Genomic DNA, 18,918 nt, shown 5'->3' with positions numbered 1-18,918 from the left:
AATCCTTATGGAGCTACCAAAGCCCCCATTATTAACGCTCCACCCGTGGGTGCCATAAATGCCACTGCAACTGCCCATTTTGTCAAAAAATACAAGCCATATGCTATTCCTAAAACTATAGCTAAATCGCGAACCTTTTCTCCATCTATCTGATACTCATGTTCTGGTATAGGATTCCTTTCCATAGCTGTTTCTTTTACCGTTATTGGAATTGCCTCCCATTCTGGCATTTCTGTATTGTTTGCTTTTTTTACTTCAATAGATGAAGCTACTTTTACATTATCTTCAAGAGTTTTTTCAATTTCATACTTCACACTTGATGTTCCTAGTGATATACCATGTCCTAATGACACTTCCATATTTCCTTCGGTTGCAATAATTGAAACTGAAGCCTCACCATCTTCGCTCAATTCTCCTGCTACTGAAAGTTTATTATCAAACAAATATTCACTTGATATTTTAAAAGACTGTAGCATTATCTGTTGTTTCTCTATTGCAAAGTTAATCGTTGATTGGTTTCCAAAATTTGTTGTTCCCTTCACGCTGACACAATAGGTTGCCGTCATATCTACCCCTAGTGGAACTGTAACCTCATATAATCCATCCTCTAATTCTACTTCCGGAATGATTGATAGTACCCATGTTGCAATACGGTTTATATACTCTAATTGCTCCTTTTTAGAAAGTGCTTCAAATTCATCATACGTCAGATTTAATCTTGAAACGGAAATAATATACTCTGCTGCTTCTTCTGCCTTTCCATCTTTCATTAAATTTCTTACAACACTCTGCTGCATCTGGTCTAATCGTTCCCTGTCAGCCTCCAGTGTTGTTCTTAATTTTTCTATATCAAGATTTCCACCATTCGGATTAATATTATCTGCTAAATCTGTAAAATATGTAATTATTGCATTTCCTGCTGTTACCAGTCCTGCAACTGTTCCGATATATCTGGTATCAACCTGCTGCACATCTGAAAAAATTTGCATTAACAGTTCTTTTGCCCCTGGCGAAAAATCTCTCGTCATATTTTTCTTTCCTCTTATATCAAAACATTCTTAATATCATACTAAGCAATTTATATATTTTCCCAATTTTCATCCGATAAACGGAATCCTTCATCCGGATATTCTATATTAATTAATTCTTTTCCGGTGTCCCAATCCTCTGTAATAACCTGAACTGCCCAATCTGTATTTCCATTAAGGACCTGATATATCTCCGAATGATATAACAATGCTGTAAGATAAGACATAAAAGAAGTCATTTTCTCTTGGTCTAATACTTCTTTTGTAACATCAATTTGCAAAGTTTTATAATCTTTCTCAAAATTAAAATTGTATACTTTACTTTCTTTTTGTTGCTGTAATATATCATCTATTTTTTCTTTTAACTTACTTATCCATTTTTCCCTTTGCTCCTTAGTCATTTCTACTACTATATCCTGACTATCATCTATATAAACATACTGGCAATACTTTGTTTCTCTTATTCCAAATATGTATGATTCTTCATCCATAAACGCAATTGGAATAACATACTTTTCCAATCCTGCGTTATCATAATTCTCATAATAATCCTTGATAATATCATAATTTTCCGGTGCATCTGTTGTTGTCATTCCAAACAAATTCTCATCTGCACTCAATACTACTTTTTCTGACGCCAGAACATTTTTCTGTTCATCCGAATATGTCTGTTCTCTTTTATACTGCATCAATGCAACAGCTATTCCGATTACAAATAATGCTATAACAATTAACCCTGCCACATTACTTTTCTTCATGTTTAAGCTCCTCTTTTATCAGAAGAACTGCCTGTTTTTTACAGGCAATCCTCCCAACTTATTTTTGCAATTATGTTATATTAAATTGTTTTATAAATTATTTGGGATACTTGCCGGAGAATTCCGACATATATGAACTTCCTTATTCTATAAAAGATGTAAGTGTTATTTTCATAGCCCACACTCCCATTGTTTACTCAACAATCACTTAATAGCTTAAACATTTTACTTTTTTCTGTCAATTAGCATTTTAGATAAAACACACTATTGTATTTGTATAATTTTCACAAAAGGGAATTATATATCATTTACATTTCATTATGTACTTCCGGAAATGTATGCTATAATGAACGCATATTTTATTTACTAAGGAGAGGTATTTTACAATGAAAGAAAAATTTAAAAATCTGTCAGCACCCGTTGGGATCGTGCTGTCTGTTGTAGCGGTTATTCTTTTTACCGGGTTACTGTTGGGACTTGGTTTTGTTATGGGAAAAATCCCGGTATTAAACGAACAAAACGACTACCTGCTTCAGGCAATCGCAGAATTTATCATTCTGATTGTTTTCCTGATTATAACCTTTGTGATTGGTTATGCCCGCATCTTTACGGAAAATGTTGCCGGCTGGCTCAGAAGTTTATATACCGGCGGTTTCTTTGTGGTTTACTGTCTGTTCAGCCTTATTGCACAGATTTATCTTTGCGGTATGTCAAAAGCGGGAAATGTAAGACCTGCTTTGGAAATTATTTTCTATGTAGTTGCTATTTTTCTGGTTGGACTGGTAGAAGAACTGGTCTTTCGAGGTGTCATTTTTAATCTGTTACTGAACAGTTTTCCAAAAACAAGAAAAGGCATTACCGGTGCCATTGTTTTAGGCGGTGTTCTCTTTGGTCTGATGCATTTTGTAAATATCCTTTCCGGAGTAAAATTTACAAGTGCGCTGATTCAGGTTATCTCTGCTGCTTTGATGGGTATTTTATTCTGTACGATATATGCATCTACCCGCAATTTCTGGATGCTTGTCATTTTCCATGCCCTTGTTGATTTTGCCAGCCTGCTTTCCACCGGAATTTTCGATGCCGGAAATATTGTGTCCCAGATCAATACTTTCTCTGCAATTAATTCCCTGTCATTTATCCTGCTGGCAATTCCAATGTTTGTTATGCTGCGCAAATCAAGACGTATCCGCTTAGAGATGCTCTATAACAACGTTCCGATTTATGATGATGAACACGAAGCAAAGATGCTTTCCATTGTATCTCTTGTTCTTGGCATCATCAGTCTGGTACTTTCCTGCATCGGCTATCTGATTGGACTTGGTATTGTGGGCATTTTTGCAGCAATTCTTTCCAAGAAAGCCAAGCCATATAACAACTCTATGGCTACTGCCGGAATGATTACTTCCATCATAGGAATTATCCTTTCTGCCATTGCTGTGGTTCTTCTCAGCGTGGTCTACTCCAGCGATATGATGGCGCAGTTTATGTAAAAGTTCAACATGGAAAGCCCGGATTGCTCCGGGCTTTTCTTATACATTGTTTAAATTTTTTCGGATACGAGGGCTATGCTTCTTCTGCCTTGTCATCCAGATTTACTACGATTATATTTTTTCTTGTAACTGCGCCAATCTCTTCCAATGCATTGAGCATACGGTATACGGTTGCTGTTCCAATGCTTTTGTCCTTCTTGGACGCTCTGTAATAAATTTCCTTACAACTGGAGCAGTTATCTTCTAAGATAATATCCAAAAGAATACGACGCTGCTTTGTCATCCGGCATCCCCGGTCTTTCAGCATCTTGATTATCTTGTCTCTGGTCTGTGTCGTCTGCGTCATGCCTGCCTCCAATCTAGATTAATGGCAATGTCCATCACAGTGCTTGCAGTTCACACCACACTGCAGTGATTTTCCTGCCTTTTTGTCTTTTACCATGCTTCGAATTATAAGTGCAACGACTGCTACAACTACAGTTCCAACAATAACTGTACCCATCGTAATCACTCCTTTCTGTTATGGCGGATTATTTTGCTTTTACTGTTACATTTAATGTCTGGCTTTCCTTATAAGGACGGAACAAAAGATAAATGAATCCGATGATTAAAAGGAATGCGACTACTGTTCCAATTCCAAATGTTCCTGCTGTAATTAAGGAACCAATCTGGAAGATACATAAGGATACAACATATGCAAGGATACACTGATATCCGATTGCGAACCAGAACCATTTTGTATTGTTCATCTCACGTTTGATTGCACCCATAGCTGCGAAACATGGTGCACACAGTAAGTTGAATACTAAGTAAGAATATGCTGCAAGTGCAGTCATGCTGCTTGCAAGGTTACCCCAGATTTCTGCTCCGTCTTCTGCAACTTCTGCAAATCCGAATAACTGTCCGATTGTTCCTACTACGTTCTCTTTTGCGATTAATCCGGTAATAGCTGCAACTGTCATCTTCCAGTTACCCCATCCAAGAGGTGCGAAAATCCATGCAACTGCATTACCAATCTTAGCTAAGATACATTCTGCCTGAGCAGCTTCCAGCGCGGTTCCTTCCAGTCCGTCAAAGCTTAACATTCCGAAGCTTCCGTCTGTCCATCCAAAGTTCATTAAGAACCAGACTACGATAGTTGATAAAAGGATGATGGTACCAGCCTTCTTAATAAAGGACCAGCCTCTCTCCCACATGCTTCTTAATACGTTTCCAACTGTTGGCCAGTGATATGCCGGTAACTCCATAACGAATGGTGCCGGATCTCCAGCGAACATCTTTGTTTTCTTTAAGATAATACCGGAGCAGATGATTGCTGCGATACCAACGAAATATGCACTTGGTGCAACCCATGAAGCTCCATCAAATAATGCACCTGCGATCAATGCGATGATTGGAAGTTTTGCTCCACATGGGATAAATGTTGTTGTCATAATTGTCATCTTACGGTCTCTGTCATTTTCAATGGTTCTTGATGCCATAACTCCAGGAACACCACAACCACTACCGATTAACATCGGGATAAATGATTTTCCGGAAAGACCGAATTTACGGAAGATACGGTCCATGATAAATGCAACACGGGCCATATATCCACAGGACTCTAAGAATGCCAGGAAGATAAATAATACCAGCATCTGAGGTACAAATCCAAGAACTGCACCAACACCGGAGATAATACCATCTACAATAAGGCCTGTCAGCCAGTCTGCACATCCGATATTTTCAAAGAAACTCTGTGCTGCCGGAATAATCCATTCACCAAATAAGGTATCATTGGTCCAGTCTGTCAGAATAGAACCTACTGTTGTTACAGATACATAATATACAATCCACATAACTACTGCGAAGATTGGCAGTGCCAGCCAGCGGTTTGTTACGATACGGTCAATCTTATCGGAAGTAGAAAGTTTTTTCTTGCCATTCTTGGTAATACACTCACCAATAATGCTTGAAATATATACATATCTTTCATTTGTGATAATACTTTCGGTATCATCATCAAATGCATCTTCCATTTCTTTGATTTCTGCAGATACATCTGCTTTCTGTTTCATCTGCTCTGCAATCTTATCATCCTTCTCAAGAAGTTTGATTGCAAAGAAACGTTTCTGTTCTTCCGGAATGTCACTTCCTAATTTTTCTTCTGCTTTGCGGATGATGTCCTCCGCTTCTTTCGAGAACTCATGTACCGGAGCTGCTGCTTTCTGTTTTGCTGCTTCGATTGCTTTCTCTGCTGCAGTCATGATTCCGTTTCCTTTTAATGCAGAAATCTCAACTACTTCGCATCCTAATTTTTTAGAAAGCTTGTCGATATGTATCTGGTCTCCGGATTTCTTTACCAAGTCCATCATGTTTACAGCCATGATAACCGGAATTCCCAGTTCCATTAACTGTGTAGAAAGATAAAGGTTTCTCTCGATGTTGGTTCCATCTACAATATTTAAGATTGCATCCGGACGTTCGTTAATCAGGTAATTTCTTGCAACAACTTCTTCCAGTGTATATGGTGATAAGGAATAGATACCTGGTAAGTCCATGATTGTTACATCCTTATGACCTTTTAACTTTCCTTCTTTTTTCTCTACAGTTACGCCCGGCCAGTTACCTACGAACTGGTTAGAACCTGTCAGAGCATTAAATAATGTGGTTTTTCCACTGTTGGGATTTCCTGCTAATGCAATTTTAATCGCCATCTTTTTTACTCCTCTTTTCTTCTTTCTTTTATCATTTTTAAATTTCCTGCATAGAGCCTTTCTATGCTGTTAGTCCGATATTTCTTTTGTTAGTCGGGCTGTTTCAATGTTAGCTTAGCATTCCTTATGTTAGCATTTACTAACCTATATGCAAAAAAATTTATTCTACTTCAATCATTTCTGCATCTGCTTTACGAAGAGAAAGCTCATAGCCACGAACTGTCACCTCTACCGGATCACCCAGTGGAGCAACCTTTCTTACATAAACGTCCACGCCCTTGGTAATACCCATGTCCATGATACGTCTCTTTACCGGTCCCTCTCCGGACAGCTTTTTCACCTTTACGGTCTGACCGCAGGCTACTTCTTTTAATGTCTTCATAATTTCCTCCTTCTGGCTGTTACACCATAATCTTATTTGCCATGTCTTTTCCAATTGCTACTCTGGATTCTTTGACATTTACAATCATATTTCCATTTACCTCAGATACTACTGTTACTGTACCACCGGCAACAAAGCCAAGGTTCTCAAGAAATCTTCTTGTTTCTTCTTTACCGCCGACCTTCTTAATTACGTTCGGCTCTCCTTCTTTTACCATAGATAAAGGCATCATACTCTCCTCTTTTCTATTGTGCTATTGTTAATTTTTTCTCATTTCATTGGTTAGTATATTCTAACTATCATTAGTTGTCAAGAACGTTTTTGAGAATTTTTTATCATTAAGAAGCATTTTTTAGATTCATTTTATGATTTGATATGTTCGGCTTAATATGTTATACTTACCTAAATTCATGTATTATTATAGAAAAAAACATTAATGGGGGTGTTGTTATATGGCAACAAATGAATCAGCAGAAAATTATCTTGAGACTATTCTTATGCTGAGCAAAAAGCTTCCTGTGGTTCGTTCTGTAGATATTGCCAATGAACTTGGCTTTAAGAAATCCAGTGTCAGCATAGCAATGAAGAATTTAAGAGAAAAGAATCATATTACGGTAACCGATTCCGGTTTCATCTATCTTACCGATTCCGGTCGTGAAATTGCAGAAATGATTTATGAACGTCATGAATTCCTTTCTACCTGGTTAGAAAGTCTTGGTGTACCAAAGGAAATCGCAACAGAAGATGCATGCAAAATGGAACATGTTATCAGTAAAGAAAGCTTTACCGCAATCAAAAAAGCTTTGAAGCAGTAATACTACTGCTCCAAAGCTTTTTCTTTGTCTACAAACATCATAATGAATGCCATGAACAACACGGCTGCACATATCAAAATTGCTTTCTCTGCCAATAATTTCACAAAGGCATTTCCAATAATCGCCCCTATTATAAACATCAGGATAATGCCATAATACAGCATTCCTTTAAACGCGGATTCTTTATTCTTCGTATAATGGAAATCACACCAGTTCTGTGTCCCGCTTCTTAAGTTTCCGATGCACATCGTGGTTGCAATTCCATTGCCATGTATCTTCCGGAAGCTCTCCACCTGTATTCCACATGCCAGTGATGTTAAGCTGTTGGCTGCCAGATTCATGCTCTGTGGAAAAAAGCATACCACAAATAGCACCAGTGCTTCACATAATACAGAAAGCTGCCGCCAATGAAACAGGCTCTTATCTTTTGCATGTACCCGTACTACATCTGCCAGCGCTATTCCCACCGCAAATGCCAGCACCGGAAACAGATAACGCAGTGCCATTCCCCAGTTTCTCTCCGATAAATTGATTCCGAGCAATAACATATTTCCCGTCTGCGCATTAGCAAATACTTCATCCCTGCACATATAGGAATATGCATCCATAAATCCTCCAGCCAACGCCAGCACGATTCCAAGTTCTATTGATTCCGACATCTGTCTGGAACGCCTCATAATTATCATCCTCTCATCCTTGGTTTTCTTCTTATTATACTATGGGTGTCAAGGGGGATTCTATACTATAATATATAGATGACATCTTATGTTTTCATTTCTTGCCCTATAATACACCTTCTTCTTAACTTCGCTTTGAATTTGCTTTCAAAGATTCTTCCGCTATTTTGCTAAATTGAAATGGACGTGCATCAGGTTCTTCAATTCTCTTAATTCTCATATTCTTTCCAATTAACAAAGAATAATCTTTCTTCATACATTGAAACACTTTCCGATAACTTTCATATGCTATCTTTGAAGACTCATATAAATTAATAAGCCATTTTATCTCGTGATATTCCCATATAGAAATATATACCTCATCAGAAGAGAAAAAAGTTTCAAATAATTTTTTTCCACCATTTTGTTCGTTTACCATAAAGTTTTCCTGGCTTGCAAACAATGATTGTGGAACATGATGCCCCCAATTTCGCTGTTCTCTCATAGCATCAAGCAAATCTATTATTTCTTTTTCTAATGGTCTGAGTGTAAATTCTTCGTTTCCCTGTGTTACCTTTTTAGCTAATATTTTTCTAAATTGTCTATAGGAAACAGCATTTTTCGTTTCGTCTCCCAATATATTACAAATATACATTGTAAGACATTCTATTCTTTCTGCATATGCTTGATAAATAGTTGTTTTTATTTTATATTTTCCCTCATATTCCTTTAACAATTTTTCCACATCATTAATTGCATTTTTTAAACGATTCATTCTTTTATCTGTTAATACAATCATTTGATTCAAAAAAATAATTGCTTCCCTTTTATTATTAATAGGACGCATTTTCATTTGCTTGTATTCCATAATACTATCCCCTATTCTTTAGATATATCTTTTTTCTTTATTTTAGTTGATAGGAATACTTCCTTAAATCCAATTACAAACCCCATTACAATCATACATATCCCCTCTATTGCCAATACTAAAACAAAGAAAAAATCTATATATGCAAAAATTTTAGCACATTTTCCATTTGCATATCTCACTATAAAAGTTAGCACATATATAACTATTAGCTCAAGCGCTATTCTTAGCATATTTTTTTCAAATAAACTTAAATATTTATATGTCGTAATTATATTTGAATCCAAATATCCTAATCGTCTTCTTATCTTCGTATTCATTTCGTCTATATTTTTTTTAAATTTTTCATATGCCCTATTATTAAATTTAGTATCCTCCAAAGTTTCAAATACTCTTAATGTAGTTTTATCTGCATATTTCCTATATTTAGTTAAATACACTTTACATTTCTCTATATTTTTCTGAATATCTATATTACTTTTTGTTATACAATAAATTGGATAGTATATTCTATTATAGGCTATTTCTAATTTATCTAGCGGAATATTCTTATAATATTTATATTTTGTAATAAAGAAAGTAATCAAACCTGTTGCTAATACTGCTATTAAACTATCCAATTTTTCCAACATTTCCATAAGCATATTTATCATGCCTCCCTTTTCAATCCATAATATTACGATCACTTATTTTCTTCTAACTAATTAAGGCAGCTACTCTTTTTGAATCATCTTCATATCCATTTTTTAGATAATCACGTAATAATTCTAATTCCCTTTTCACAGGCTACCATTGATTGGCACCACCAATATACTGACTGCCAAAACTCTTCTGAGCAGCAGTCTTTCCTGTAATCATTATAGTTCCACTTCTAACTTGGAACTGCTGAATCCCCGTCATTCTATTCCACTCATATGGTAAAGCTAAATTCTGACGATTTGTTAAAGGTGAAAATGTTTCAAATAAATATCTTCCCTCTGTATTTGCATTTCCGCCATAAAATCTCAAACCATATGTACTGTCTCCAGCAGTTTGAAGTTTTATTGTTTCTACATTGAAAGACTCCAATATCTGTTTTCTATATACTCTTGGAACACCCTGACTCTGTAAATATTCTGATGCTTGCTTTACACCATCATAAGAATACACCGAGTTACTACCACTCTCCCCTATATTCCCCAACTGCTGCGGTCTTTTTACGTTATTTACTACTTCCAGCTCTGCCTCATTGAGCGTTCCATATGTTGCCATTCCGGTTAGTGAACCAACTACAAAGCCTGCCAGTGGACTGTTGGTTTCTTCTGTCATGCTCTTTTCCACATAGCTGCTGGCTGCCATTGTCAGTCCCTGCTTTGCATACTCTGTTACTACTGCCCTTCCTATGGATGTTCCTGCACTTACTGCTGCATTTGCTGCCATTCCTCCGGTCAGTATCATAGAAGCTGAGATTGTCAACGCATTTCCTATTAAATAATAGAGTTCCGGATTGCTGGCAAATACTGTATCACGGATTGGATTAACCGATACCATTCTTGGGTCTCCTGTTACTCCTGCATAAACATCCTGACCACCTTCTACTGTATTTGAAAAGCCATATGCTGCTGTTCCTGCGCCAATTGCCATTACTCCTACTGTAGCCACTAAAGGAAGTGCCATACCACAGGTTGCTACGACAAGCATTCCTCCTAGAATCATGGTTCCGACTCCGACAAGTGTTTTCACAATGCCTTCTTCTGTTCTCAGTCGGATAGATTCCTGCCACTGCTGTTGCTGCAGTTCATAGAACTCCTCACAGGAGTTTACCCTGTCCTTCACCTGCTCGAGATATGTACTTAACATTCCATCCATCATCTGTGCCAGTTGGAAGGACTCTGTTGCATTCACAACCGATGCATCATATGCACTGATTGTAGCACTACTGCCACCTAACTGTCCACCAATAATACTGCGAAGATAACCTACCATCATATCGATGGGATACATATCTGCATGGCTGTGTGCCTCTTCATATTCCCCTATCTGTGTGCGGACATTCTGCACTCCGGCAAGCGCATTGTCAAAACAGCTTTCCATACAGGTTGTAGAAAATCTGCCCACATCAAGATAAGCAGACAGTTCTCTCTCAATATCCGCTACTTCCTCTGCTACCGCATCAAAGTCTGATCTTGCTCCCTGAATGTTCTCCTCCAGTCCCTCCATGGAATCCTGAGACATCTCTGCCATCTGGTCAGAATCAATGTTATAATACCAGTCTGTATAGAGTATAAAGCTGCTCCGGTAGGTTTCTATCGTATCTTTTATCATATTTGCAAGATTCATATGATAATCCCACATATAGCTTCTTACATGCTCTGCTGCCTCTCCGTGCATCTCCGGCATGGTAGCAATCTCTACAATACTGCATCTTACCGCATCTATCTGCTCTATCCACCGGTCAAGCTGTGCCAGAATCAGTTCCCGAATGCTGGTAATTTCTTCATACTTTACCTGAAATCCCATAACTTTCTCCACTTTTATTATTCTGTTTTTATCCTGTCTGTTATCTATTTTTCCCCTTTTCCATTCGACTTTCAAGGAAAAATATTCGACTTATTTTTGTCTGAAATTCGACTTTTCAGCACCCTATATTCGACTTTTGTGCCACCCTTATTTTTATTATATTTTTTCTTCCAAATTCCTTGTTTTATGCTGTTTTTTCAAAATTTCCTTTACCGCTTTCCAGCAGATTCAAGGTCGAGCCAAAAATTTTTTAAGTCGAATTATATATAAAAACCGGTTACACTCATGCACGAAGTACGAATTGGTTGTGCATTTTTACCAATAACTATAACCATAATTTCTTGCAATGCAGAGCAACTACGAAAAGCACACTTTGCGAGTTTCTCGCATAAAGAACAAAGAATGTGCCTTGACACATTCTCGCGCCTGCGGCGGTCGCTTGCGACATCTACCTTATACGCCGCAGTGCGCATCCTCGCGGAGCGTTTTTTACTTTACAGGAAAGCAATTTCCTGTAAAGTAAAAAAAGAAATCTGAATCTCCTTAGAAATTCAAATTTCTTCTATCTTGTAAGTATTTATTTAATGTAAAACATTCCTCAATCGTCTGACCACACACTGAATATACTCTGTATTCGATGGTTTGTTCTGTATTGAGCCTCTCCATTCTGGATTCTTGAGGTATGATATCTCCTTATCTGGCCTTGACCATACCCGTTCTATTACGTTTCGAATTGATTTTTCCACACCACTTACTGATGTCTGATATACTTGTGCAACCTGCGGATAAACATCATTCGTTATCTGGATTGACGTACCATTGGGAACAGCCAACAGAATCCCAATTGCTCTTGCAAGATATTTGGTTCCTTTTCGGTCCGGCTCAAAACCGCTTTTTATCAGTTCACCCCATGCCAGTACATACTGAATTTCGGTTTCTTCCTGTTCCGTATAGATTACCTTTCTTCCATTATGATATTCGCTTTCTCCATCTGCAGTCGTTGGTGCGGTCAGCTTAATTATTTCAATAATTTTCTTTGGTGAAAATAATTCGTTATTTTTCTTATAAACCAAATCTATATCTAACTTATTGATGCTATGCAGAAAATGCTCCGAACCATAATTTGTTGTTACGATAATTTCCGGATGTTTCTTTAACTTCCGTTTCATCTCTATAATGAGATGGATTCCGTCACCTTCTTCTAACTCCAAATTTACAATTACTGCATCTACTTCCTGTTCTGTCAGAATATTGATTGCATCACTCTGCCGCCCCGTTACCGCTACCAATGCAAATTCTTCATCCCGGGCTATTTCTAATGCATATTCCTTGCACAAAAGTTTATCACTTTCTACAAGCATGATTCGAATCATTCTTTCTTTTCCTCCCTCAGCATTCCGATTCAGCTTCCTAGCTGTTTTGTGGAATCTACTCCCTGTATCTATACAATGCTACAGATATATATTTATATCATTTTGTCAAAAAAATCAATACCCTTTCTCTTTTTCCTTCTTCCGCAGTGCTTCCTTAAAGCCCTTCAGGGCATCGAAGGGCATAAACTGCTTGGCACGGTCTTCGATGTCCATTTTCTCTCTTCTCAGATTCTCTCTCTCATTCCAGCCGGATGCGTTTTCCTGCTGTCCGGCTCCCATGGTGTCTCTTCTATACGCCACTCTTATGCCCTCCAATCTGACCGTTTCGTTCTATTGTCGTTGCACTCTCTTCCAAATTCATTCCCTTTAAAATAGCATTCCTGCCGTAGCGCTGCTTGATGGAGATTGCTGCACGCTGTGCCTTCACATCCTTCTCTGTCTCTTCCGGGTCTGAAAACAAATCAAATTGCTGATAATCTTCTGCCATTACGCCGGTATAAGTCAATGTAATCCGCCGGATATATGCTCCCGGTCTTACAATTCTCCGATAAAGCTGCTCTACATAAGACAGCAGCCGGCGGTTGGAGCTGGTTGCACTGCGCAACGTTGTGCTTCCCTTCGCCGGTTCAAAGCATTTCTGATTGCTGTAACCGATTACCAGACTGATATGGGATGTTACAAGGCCCTGGTCTACCAGGTCAAGGCACAATAAATCTGCCATCTCTTTTACCACCAGTACACCTTCCTCGTACTCATAATCCCGCGGCAGCACCTGACCGCTGGAAAAGGATGTATTCTTCGGCCGATATGCCTTGATGTCCGCTATCGTTACCGGTTCTCTTCCCCATGCGTGATCAATTAACAGCTCTGCATCTATGCCAAAAGCCTTATATAATAAAGACTCTCTGGCATGGGCAATCTCTTTCATTGTACAGATGCCCATATTCGATAGACGCTCTACCGTTCCACGCCCCACCCGCCAGAAATCAGTCAGCGGTTTATGTTTCCAGAGCTTCTCCCGGTAGCGTGCTTCATCCAGATAGGCAATCCGGTCTGTTTCATGCTTTGCCATAATATCTAAAGCAATCTTCGCTAAATAGAGATTGGTTCCTACTCCACAGGCGGCAGGAATCCCGGTCGTATCTAAAATATCCTGCATAATTTTTCTGCCCAGTTCCACTGCTGTCATCTGATAGAGATGCAGATAATCCGTCACATCCAAAAATGCTTCATCAATGGAATAGACCTGAATATCTTCTTTTGCAATATATTTTAGATATACGCCATAGATTTCCGCTGCATAATCAATATATAGCTGCATACGGGGTGGTGCCATCTTATATGGAATTTCTTTGGGAATCTGAAAGACACGACACCGGTTGGGAACTCCCATCTGCTTTAACGCCGGTGATACGGCAAGACAGATGGTTTTCTCTGAGCGTTCCGGGTCTGCGACTACCAGCCTGGCAGTCAGCGGATCCCATCCCCGTTCCACGCACTCCACCGATGCATAAAAAGATTTTAAATCAATACATAAATAGATTTTATTTCCATTCATATCAATGCCTTTCAAGAACATTTGTTCTTGTTTTATGTTAGCACATATGTTTGGATTTTACAAGAGGAATTCTTATACAGGATTTCCACTTTCTGCTTCTAATAATACGGTTCCAACCGGAAATGCTGTCCGAAAAATCTTTCTTACCAACGGACCTGCAATCAGAAGCTGAAACGGCAGTGCCATAATAAAATTCTTTGGAATATTGGTAAGCCAGATAATCAGAAGCATATTCCATGCTCCGCTTTTTACGCAGGCTTCCAGTCCACCGTATAAGGACATGAAAATTACCATCGGAACTACCATACAATAGGAAACTGCAATCACTTTTTTCGTTGTGCTGCTTTCCGGTTTTACCAGAAAACGAAATGCAAATCCCTTTGCAATTTTAGATACCAGAAGCCAATCCAGACACATTGCGCATACATATGCCAGCGGGAATCCCAGCCAGCCTTCTCTTATTACTTCCATATTCAGTGTTCCCATATGCAGTGCTACATTATACATACTCATCCATAATACCATGGTAAAACACATTAACACCGTATAAATCAAACTTTCTCTCTTATGCATTGGCATAATCATTACCTCCATTTTTCTTTCATTAAGTCGTAAAGCTACCTATTAGTTCAAAACGAAAGTGAAATCAGAAAAGGAAATTTACACGGCAACTTCCTCCTCTTCCGATTTCACTTTTATTTTATGCTTAGGAAATATTCTGTAACATCATCTCTGTCATTTGCAGAAATGCTTCCTTCTGCTCCGGTGTAAAATCCTTACACATATCTTTTACAACCAGTGCTTCCTTCTTCGCAATCTCCTTATGAATTCCACGGGATTTCTCCGTACAGGATATTTTCTTATAACGCCGGTCATTCTCACTTGGTGCACAGATTAAAAATCCTTTTGCCTCAAGCCTTTTTATAATTCCCGTCATTGTCGGATGTGTCACCTGCTCGATATGTTCTAAGTCCTTCTGATTTACTTCTTCCACTCCATTATCTTCCATCAGACTGACTTCGCCTAATACCCGAAGCTGAACGGCAGTAATTCCGATTTCTTCTGCCCATTCATCCATTTTGCGACGGAATGCCCGGTCTATAATTGCAATCCGAAGTCCAAGCGGCATCTTCACTGCCATAATTTCACTCCTTTTAGGTAGCTTTGCTACTTATTATAAATGTTTTTCAAAAAATGTCAATCTCATTATTCTGTCCGGAGTGCTGTTACCGGGTCACTCTTCGATGCTTTCTTTGATGGGATCAGACCACCCAGAAGTGTCAAAAGGATACTGAGTAAAATCAGCACCAGTGCCGGAACTACCGGAAGCACCGCACTTACATCGGTTGTATTTGCAAGATTATGGATAATCGCATTGACCGGAATAATCAGAAGCAGTGTAAATCCGATTCCAATCAGTCCGGCACACAGTCCGATAATAAAGGTCTCTGCATTAAATACCTGGGAAACATTCCGCTTCGATGCTCCGATAGCTCTTAGGATTCCGATTTCTTTTCTTCGCTCTAACACACTGATATAAGTAATGACACCAATCATAATTGAAGATACCACCAGCGAAATTGCCACAAATGCAATCAGTACATATGTGATAATATCCACAATATCGGTTACGGAAGACATCAGCGTTCCTACCATATCGGTATAGGTTATCACCTGCTCGTCCCTGCCTTCCTTTTCCATGCGGTTATTGTATGCATCTAAAATTTCTACCACATGCTCCTTGCTTTCAAAATCCTTCGGATAAATATTAATTCCGCTTGGCACTGCAAAATCCACATAGCCTAATTTCTTTAAGTTATTCTCATAGGTTGTTCCGGTTGCAGAACCCATAGACATCAAAAGCTCTGTCAGCTCATCCTCATTCATATTAATCTGAAATGCATTTAAAAATGCTTCTTCATCCACCTGCATGCCGGATGCCATGGCACTTTGCAGCTTGTTTCCCATCTGTGTCACTGCCTGCTGCATATACTGCTGTATTGCCGTCATCATCTGCTGCTGTACTGCATCCACATTCATAACATTCGAAAGTCCGGCTGCAATTCTCTGCTGACCATCTGCTGTATTCAGATATGCCGCAAAAGAATCTCCCAATTTTGCCGGGTCAGGTAATCCATTATTCTGTGCATAAGTCTGATAACCTGCAAATAATTCAGAAGACAATTTCTGCATCTGCTCCTGCGTAATCTCAATATTTCCACTACCTGTAAATATCTCAGATGCCCACGCTGTTATGATCCCCTGGGCTTCCTCTGTCTGCAAATATTCTGCTAAGTACTCATCAAATTTCTCCGGGGCGGTATAACCATGGTCTATGACATATTGCTGATATCCACCCATAATCTGCTGGATGAGGCTCTGTATCTGCTCCGGTGTAATAGTTACCATGCCATTTGCCGTAATAATCTCTTTGATATTATCGGATAAAATTTTCCGGGCTTCTTCCGTATTTAAATAGTTCATAAAATACTGGGACAGATTCGAATAATCTGCCTGCGGATTATCCTTTGCATACTGCTGGTATCCCTCTAAGAGACTGCCTGCAATTGTCTGCATTTCTTCCGCAGAAATTGACTGACCCATGGAAGAAGCATCCATGGAAAATGCTCCGGACAAATCGGCACTTCCCATATCCCCCATAGAATTTTCCAACCCGCTTAAGGCACTTTCATCAAAGGAAAAGGCTTTTTCCAGAGCTTCACTGTCTACGGTAAACAGCGACTGCATATCAAATCCGTTTTCCTTATCTACCTCACCAAACGCTTCATTGGTAAAAACATTTACTGACGGATTTGCAAGCTGCTGTTTTACTATCTCACTCTTTGCTGCTTCCTCTGCCACATGCGTTGTCAGGGATTTTGGATATGCAATTCCTGCACTTAAGGATGCGGCCTTACTTCCCTCTGCCGGCTGCACAACACCTACAATCGTAAGGTCTTCGCCATCTGCCACCAGTTGTTTCATAAAATCTTCATTGTCCGACTTATCCTTCCAGACCTGATACTCTTCATCATAAGTATAATAATCTGCACTGTTCACCAGCTTAAACCGGATTCCTACCAGATCTTTATAAGTATAAGTTCCAAAATCAGATGGCGTCTCGATATTTTCCTCACTGGCAAACTGCTGTATCATTTCATCTAATTCCAGCGGGTCACGAAGACCTAATGTATACAGTAAAAAGTCACTAATTCCGCCATTGGAAGTAAGCACCACCACACACTCATTATAATTTTCCGGCCAGCGTCCTTCCTTAATATCATACTGCTTTTCATATAACTTACTGTTTTCCGGCATCTCATAAAAAACATCCGTGCTCATCATGGATGACATCAGACTATTGGAACCAGATGAAGTTCCAAGACCTACTGCATCAAAAGATTTGTCCGGATTTACCTGACGTATCCCGTCTTCATTTTCCTTAAAAATCTGCGGACTGATATTATAAGTATACTCCACCGCTGTAGTATACTGCTCAATTCCACTGTCTCCTTCATCAAGATACTTTTTCAAAGCCTCCAGGTCATTAGATGCCATCGTGGAAAACATATTGGTTACCATCTTAATGACTTTTACTTTATCCCCGGAATTTTCTTTATCTGTTTCGGCATTTTCGTCATCACTTTCCGTATCACTTTCGGAATCTGCCATTCCAAGGCTCATGGATGCAAGGCTGAATCCCGTACTCTGAATCTGCAGCGGATACTCGGATAAGGTCTCTTTCTCTACATTTTTGATATATTTATTTACACCGGTAGAAAGAGATAATATCAGTGCAATGCCGATAATTCCAATAGAGCCTGCAAAGGAAGTCAGCAGGGTTCTTGCCTTTTTCGTTTTTAAATTATTAAAGCTTAAGGACAATGCCGTAAGAAATGACATGGAGGATTTTCCCATGTTTTTATGCTCTGGTTCCTTCAGCATTGCCTCATCCACTTCATAAGGATTGGAGTCAGCACGAATTTTTCCATCACTTAATCTAACAATTCTGGTAGCATACTGCTCTGCTAATTCCGGGTTATGGGTTACCATAACTACCAGCCGGTCTTTTGCCACTTCCTTCAGCAAATCCATGACCTGCACACTGGTGTCACTGTCTAATGCTCCCGTCGGTTCATCCGCCAGCAGAATATCCGGGTCATTGACCAAAGCTCTTGCAATGGCTACACGCTGCATCTGTCCACCGGACATCTGGCTTGGCTTCTTGTGTAACTGGTTTCCCAGTCCCACCTGCTCTAATGCCGCAACGGCTCGTTTCTTCCGCTCTGCCTTACCGATACCGGAAATGGTCAATGCCAGTTCCACATTTGCAAGTACCGTCTGATGGGGAATCAGATTATAACTTTGAAACACAAAACCAATGGTATGGTTCCGGTAAGAATCCCAATCCCTATCCTTGTATTTCTTCGTGGATATTCCATTGATAATCAAATCTCCGCTATCATAACGGTCGAGTCCTCCGATTATATTAAGCAATGTGGTCTTTCCCGAACCACTCGGCCCGAGGATTGCCACGAACTCATTATCCCTTAAATTTAAGCTGACATCATCCAGTGCCTTCTGCACCAGACTTCCGGTCTTATATTCCTTATAAATGTGTTGAATCTGAAGCATATGATATTCTCTCGTTTTCCATTTTTTATTTTTCTATTTTACTTTTTCTTTCTCACTCTGTTTTTTATATTACCTTATTCCGAACATTTTTACATCTCACTTTCGAAAAATATCATGGTTTTCATAAAAATTTTAGAAAATGCATAACAAAGAATGTGCC

19 protein-coding genes are annotated in these 18,918 nt (G+C 39.0%); 2 read left to right on the top strand and 17 right to left on the bottom strand.

What is annotated here, in order from left to right; translation table 11 throughout:
- Positions 1-5 precede the first annotated feature (5 nt).
- Both DWX96_RS07765 and DWX96_RS07760 read right to left on the bottom strand, forming a co-directional pair.
- The gene (locus tag DWX96_RS07765; RefSeq protein WP_118057175.1) at positions 6-1,028 is read right to left on the bottom strand and encodes a hypothetical protein; all 1,023 of its coding nucleotides are present in this window, start codon (positions 1,026-1,028) and stop codon (positions 6-8) included.
- A gap of 50 nt (positions 1,029-1,078) precedes the next feature.
- Positions 1,079-1,786 (bottom strand): hypothetical protein, encoded by a 708-nt coding sequence (locus DWX96_RS07760; RefSeq protein WP_117842053.1) that lies wholly within the window; start codon positions 1,784-1,786, stop codon positions 1,079-1,081.
- 386 nt (positions 1,787-2,172) lie between these two features.
- On the opposite strand from DWX96_RS07760, the gene DWX96_RS07755 reads away from it, so the two are divergent.
- Positions 2,173-3,276 carry a CPBP family glutamic-type intramembrane protease gene (locus DWX96_RS07755; RefSeq protein WP_118057174.1) on the top strand — a complete coding sequence of 368 codons (1,104 nt, stop codon included), beginning with the start codon at positions 2,173-2,175 and terminating at the stop codon, positions 3,274-3,276.
- 73 nt (positions 3,277-3,349) lie between these two features.
- Here the strand turns inward: DWX96_RS07755 and DWX96_RS07750 are convergent, their stop codons facing one another.
- From DWX96_RS07750 to DWX96_RS07730, 5 genes are all read right to left on the bottom strand, one after another.
- The gene (locus tag DWX96_RS07750) at positions 3,350-3,622 is read right to left on the bottom strand and encodes a Fur family transcriptional regulator (protein WP_117842055.1); all 273 of its coding nucleotides are present in this window, start codon (positions 3,620-3,622) and stop codon (positions 3,350-3,352) included.
- 18 nt (positions 3,623-3,640) lie between these two features.
- Positions 3,641-3,778, bottom strand: a complete 138-nt coding sequence (locus tag DWX96_RS07745; RefSeq protein WP_117699280.1) for a FeoB-associated Cys-rich membrane protein — start codon at positions 3,776-3,778, stop codon at positions 3,641-3,643.
- 28 nt (positions 3,779-3,806) lie between these two features.
- Complete coding sequence (gene feoB, locus DWX96_RS07740; protein ID WP_118057173.1) at positions 3,807-5,972, bottom strand: ferrous iron transport protein B; 2,166 nt, start codon at positions 5,970-5,972, stop codon at positions 3,807-3,809.
- A 160-nt stretch (positions 5,973-6,132) separates the two neighbouring features.
- Positions 6,133-6,354 carry a FeoA family protein gene (locus DWX96_RS07735; protein WP_022242378.1) on the bottom strand — a complete coding sequence of 74 codons (222 nt, stop codon included), beginning with the start codon at positions 6,352-6,354 and terminating at the stop codon, positions 6,133-6,135.
- Positions 6,355-6,373: 19 nt separating this feature from the next.
- A complete protein-coding gene (locus DWX96_RS07730) occupies positions 6,374-6,586 on the bottom strand; it encodes a FeoA family protein (protein ID WP_117699278.1) in 213 nt (70 codons plus the stop codon).
- A gap of 220 nt (positions 6,587-6,806) precedes the next feature.
- On the opposite strand from DWX96_RS07730, the gene DWX96_RS07725 reads away from it, so the two are divergent.
- Positions 6,807-7,169 (top strand): metal-dependent transcriptional regulator, encoded by a 363-nt coding sequence (locus DWX96_RS07725; RefSeq protein ID WP_117699268.1) that lies wholly within the window; start codon positions 6,807-6,809, stop codon positions 7,167-7,169.
- Between the two features lie 2 nt (positions 7,170-7,171).
- Here DWX96_RS07725 and DWX96_RS07720 read toward each other — a convergent pair whose 3' ends face one another.
- From DWX96_RS07720 to DWX96_RS07680, 10 genes are all read right to left on the bottom strand, one after another.
- Positions 7,172-7,846 carry a YoaK family protein gene (locus DWX96_RS07720; RefSeq protein WP_118057172.1) on the bottom strand — a complete coding sequence of 225 codons (675 nt, stop codon included), beginning with the start codon at positions 7,844-7,846 and terminating at the stop codon, positions 7,172-7,174.
- Positions 7,847-7,970: 124 nt separating this feature from the next.
- Entirely contained in the window at positions 7,971-8,693 is a 723-nt protein-coding gene (locus DWX96_RS07715; RefSeq protein WP_118057171.1) for a hypothetical protein, read from the bottom strand.
- A gap of 11 nt (positions 8,694-8,704) precedes the next feature.
- On the bottom strand, positions 8,705-9,337 hold the full coding sequence (locus DWX96_RS07710; RefSeq protein WP_118057170.1) for a hypothetical protein: 633 nt from the start codon (positions 9,335-9,337) through the stop codon (positions 8,705-8,707).
- 142 nt (positions 9,338-9,479) lie between these two features.
- Positions 9,480-11,192, bottom strand: a complete 1,713-nt coding sequence (locus DWX96_RS07705) for a T7SS effector LXG polymorphic toxin (protein WP_118057169.1) — start codon at positions 11,190-11,192, stop codon at positions 9,480-9,482.
- A gap of 581 nt (positions 11,193-11,773) precedes the next feature.
- Positions 11,774-12,565 (bottom strand): sporulation initiation factor Spo0A C-terminal domain-containing protein, encoded by a 792-nt coding sequence (locus DWX96_RS07700; RefSeq protein ID WP_118057168.1) that lies wholly within the window; start codon positions 12,563-12,565, stop codon positions 11,774-11,776.
- Between the two features lie 114 nt (positions 12,566-12,679).
- Complete coding sequence (locus DWX96_RS14175) at positions 12,680-12,865, bottom strand: hypothetical protein (protein ID WP_147326048.1); 186 nt, start codon at positions 12,863-12,865, stop codon at positions 12,680-12,682.
- Positions 12,855-14,123: a Y-family DNA polymerase gene (locus tag DWX96_RS07695; RefSeq protein ID WP_118057247.1), complete on the bottom strand. Its 1,269-nt coding sequence runs from the start codon at positions 14,121-14,123 to the stop codon at positions 12,855-12,857. The genes DWX96_RS14175 and DWX96_RS07695 overlap by 11 nt, the downstream gene beginning before the upstream one ends.
- Positions 14,124-14,195: 72 nt before the next feature.
- Positions 14,196-14,702 (bottom strand): DUF2798 domain-containing protein, encoded by a 507-nt coding sequence (locus DWX96_RS07690; RefSeq protein WP_118057167.1) that lies wholly within the window; start codon positions 14,700-14,702, stop codon positions 14,196-14,198.
- A 127-nt stretch (positions 14,703-14,829) separates the two neighbouring features.
- On the bottom strand, positions 14,830-15,264 hold the full coding sequence (locus DWX96_RS07685) for a MarR family winged helix-turn-helix transcriptional regulator (protein ID WP_118057166.1): 435 nt from the start codon (positions 15,262-15,264) through the stop codon (positions 14,830-14,832).
- 65 nt (positions 15,265-15,329) lie between these two features.
- Positions 15,330-18,758 carry an ABC transporter ATP-binding protein/permease gene (locus DWX96_RS07680; RefSeq protein ID WP_118057165.1) on the bottom strand — a complete coding sequence of 1,143 codons (3,429 nt, stop codon included), beginning with the start codon at positions 18,756-18,758 and terminating at the stop codon, positions 15,330-15,332.
- Between the last annotated feature and the right edge of the window lie 160 nt (positions 18,759-18,918).

The sequence above is a fragment of the Roseburia sp. AF22-2LB genome (genome assembly GCF_003461125.1).
Taxonomy (GTDB): Bacteria; Bacillota; Clostridia; order Lachnospirales; family Lachnospiraceae; genus Roseburia_C; species Roseburia_C amylophila.
This window is presented reverse-complemented; position numbering and strand designations above follow the sequence as displayed.

What these genes read in the sequence shown, in the direction of transcription:
- DWX96_RS07765 (WP_118057175.1), bottom strand. Translation starts at nt 1,028, where the DNA reads ATGACGAGAGATTTTTCGCCAGGGGCAAAAGAACTGTTAATGCAAATT.
- DWX96_RS07760 (WP_117842053.1), bottom strand. Translation starts at nt 1,786, where the DNA reads ATGAAGAAAAGTAATGTGGCAGGGTTAATTGTTATAGCATTATTTGTA.
- DWX96_RS07755 (WP_118057174.1), top strand. Translation starts at nt 2,173, where the DNA reads ATGAAAGAAAAATTTAAAAATCTGTCAGCACCCGTTGGGATCGTGCTG.
- DWX96_RS07750 (WP_117842055.1), bottom strand. Translation starts at nt 3,622, where the DNA reads ATGACGCAGACGACACAGACCAGAGACAAGATAATCAAGATGCTGAAA.
- DWX96_RS07745 (WP_117699280.1), bottom strand. Translation starts at nt 3,778, where the DNA reads ATGGGTACAGTTATTGTTGGAACTGTAGTTGTAGCAGTCGTTGCACTT.
- feoB (WP_118057173.1), bottom strand. Translation starts at nt 5,972, where the DNA reads ATGGCGATTAAAATTGCATTAGCAGGAAATCCCAACAGTGGAAAAACC.
- DWX96_RS07735 (WP_022242378.1), bottom strand. Translation starts at nt 6,354, where the DNA reads ATGAAGACATTAAAAGAAGTAGCCTGCGGTCAGACCGTAAAGGTGAAA.
- DWX96_RS07730 (WP_117699278.1), bottom strand. Translation starts at nt 6,586, where the DNA reads ATGATGCCTTTATCTATGGTAAAAGAAGGAGAGCCGAACGTAATTAAG.
- DWX96_RS07725 (WP_117699268.1), top strand. Translation starts at nt 6,807, where the DNA reads ATGGCAACAAATGAATCAGCAGAAAATTATCTTGAGACTATTCTTATG.
- DWX96_RS07720 (WP_118057172.1), bottom strand. Translation starts at nt 7,846, where the DNA reads ATGAGGCGTTCCAGACAGATGTCGGAATCAATAGAACTTGGAATCGTG.
- DWX96_RS07715 (WP_118057171.1), bottom strand. Translation starts at nt 8,693, where the DNA reads ATGGAATACAAGCAAATGAAAATGCGTCCTATTAATAATAAAAGGGAA.
- DWX96_RS07710 (WP_118057170.1), bottom strand. Translation starts at nt 9,337, where the DNA reads ATGCTTATGGAAATGTTGGAAAAATTGGATAGTTTAATAGCAGTATTA.
- DWX96_RS07705 (WP_118057169.1), bottom strand. Translation starts at nt 11,192, where the DNA reads ATGGGATTTCAGGTAAAGTATGAAGAAATTACCAGCATTCGGGAACTG.
- DWX96_RS07700 (WP_118057168.1), bottom strand. Translation starts at nt 12,565, where the DNA reads ATGATTCGAATCATGCTTGTAGAAAGTGATAAACTTTTGTGCAAGGAA.
- DWX96_RS07695 (WP_118057247.1), bottom strand. Translation starts at nt 14,123, where the DNA reads ATGAATGGAAATAAAATCTATTTATGTATTGATTTAAAATCTTTTTAT.
- DWX96_RS07690 (WP_118057167.1), bottom strand. Translation starts at nt 14,702, where the DNA reads ATGCCAATGCATAAGAGAGAAAGTTTGATTTATACGGTGTTAATGTGT.
- DWX96_RS07685 (WP_118057166.1), bottom strand. Translation starts at nt 15,264, where the DNA reads ATGGCAGTGAAGATGCCGCTTGGACTTCGGATTGCAATTATAGACCGG.
- DWX96_RS07680 (WP_118057165.1), bottom strand. Translation starts at nt 18,758, where the DNA reads ATGCTTCAGATTCAACACATTTATAAGGAATATAAGACCGGAAGTCTG.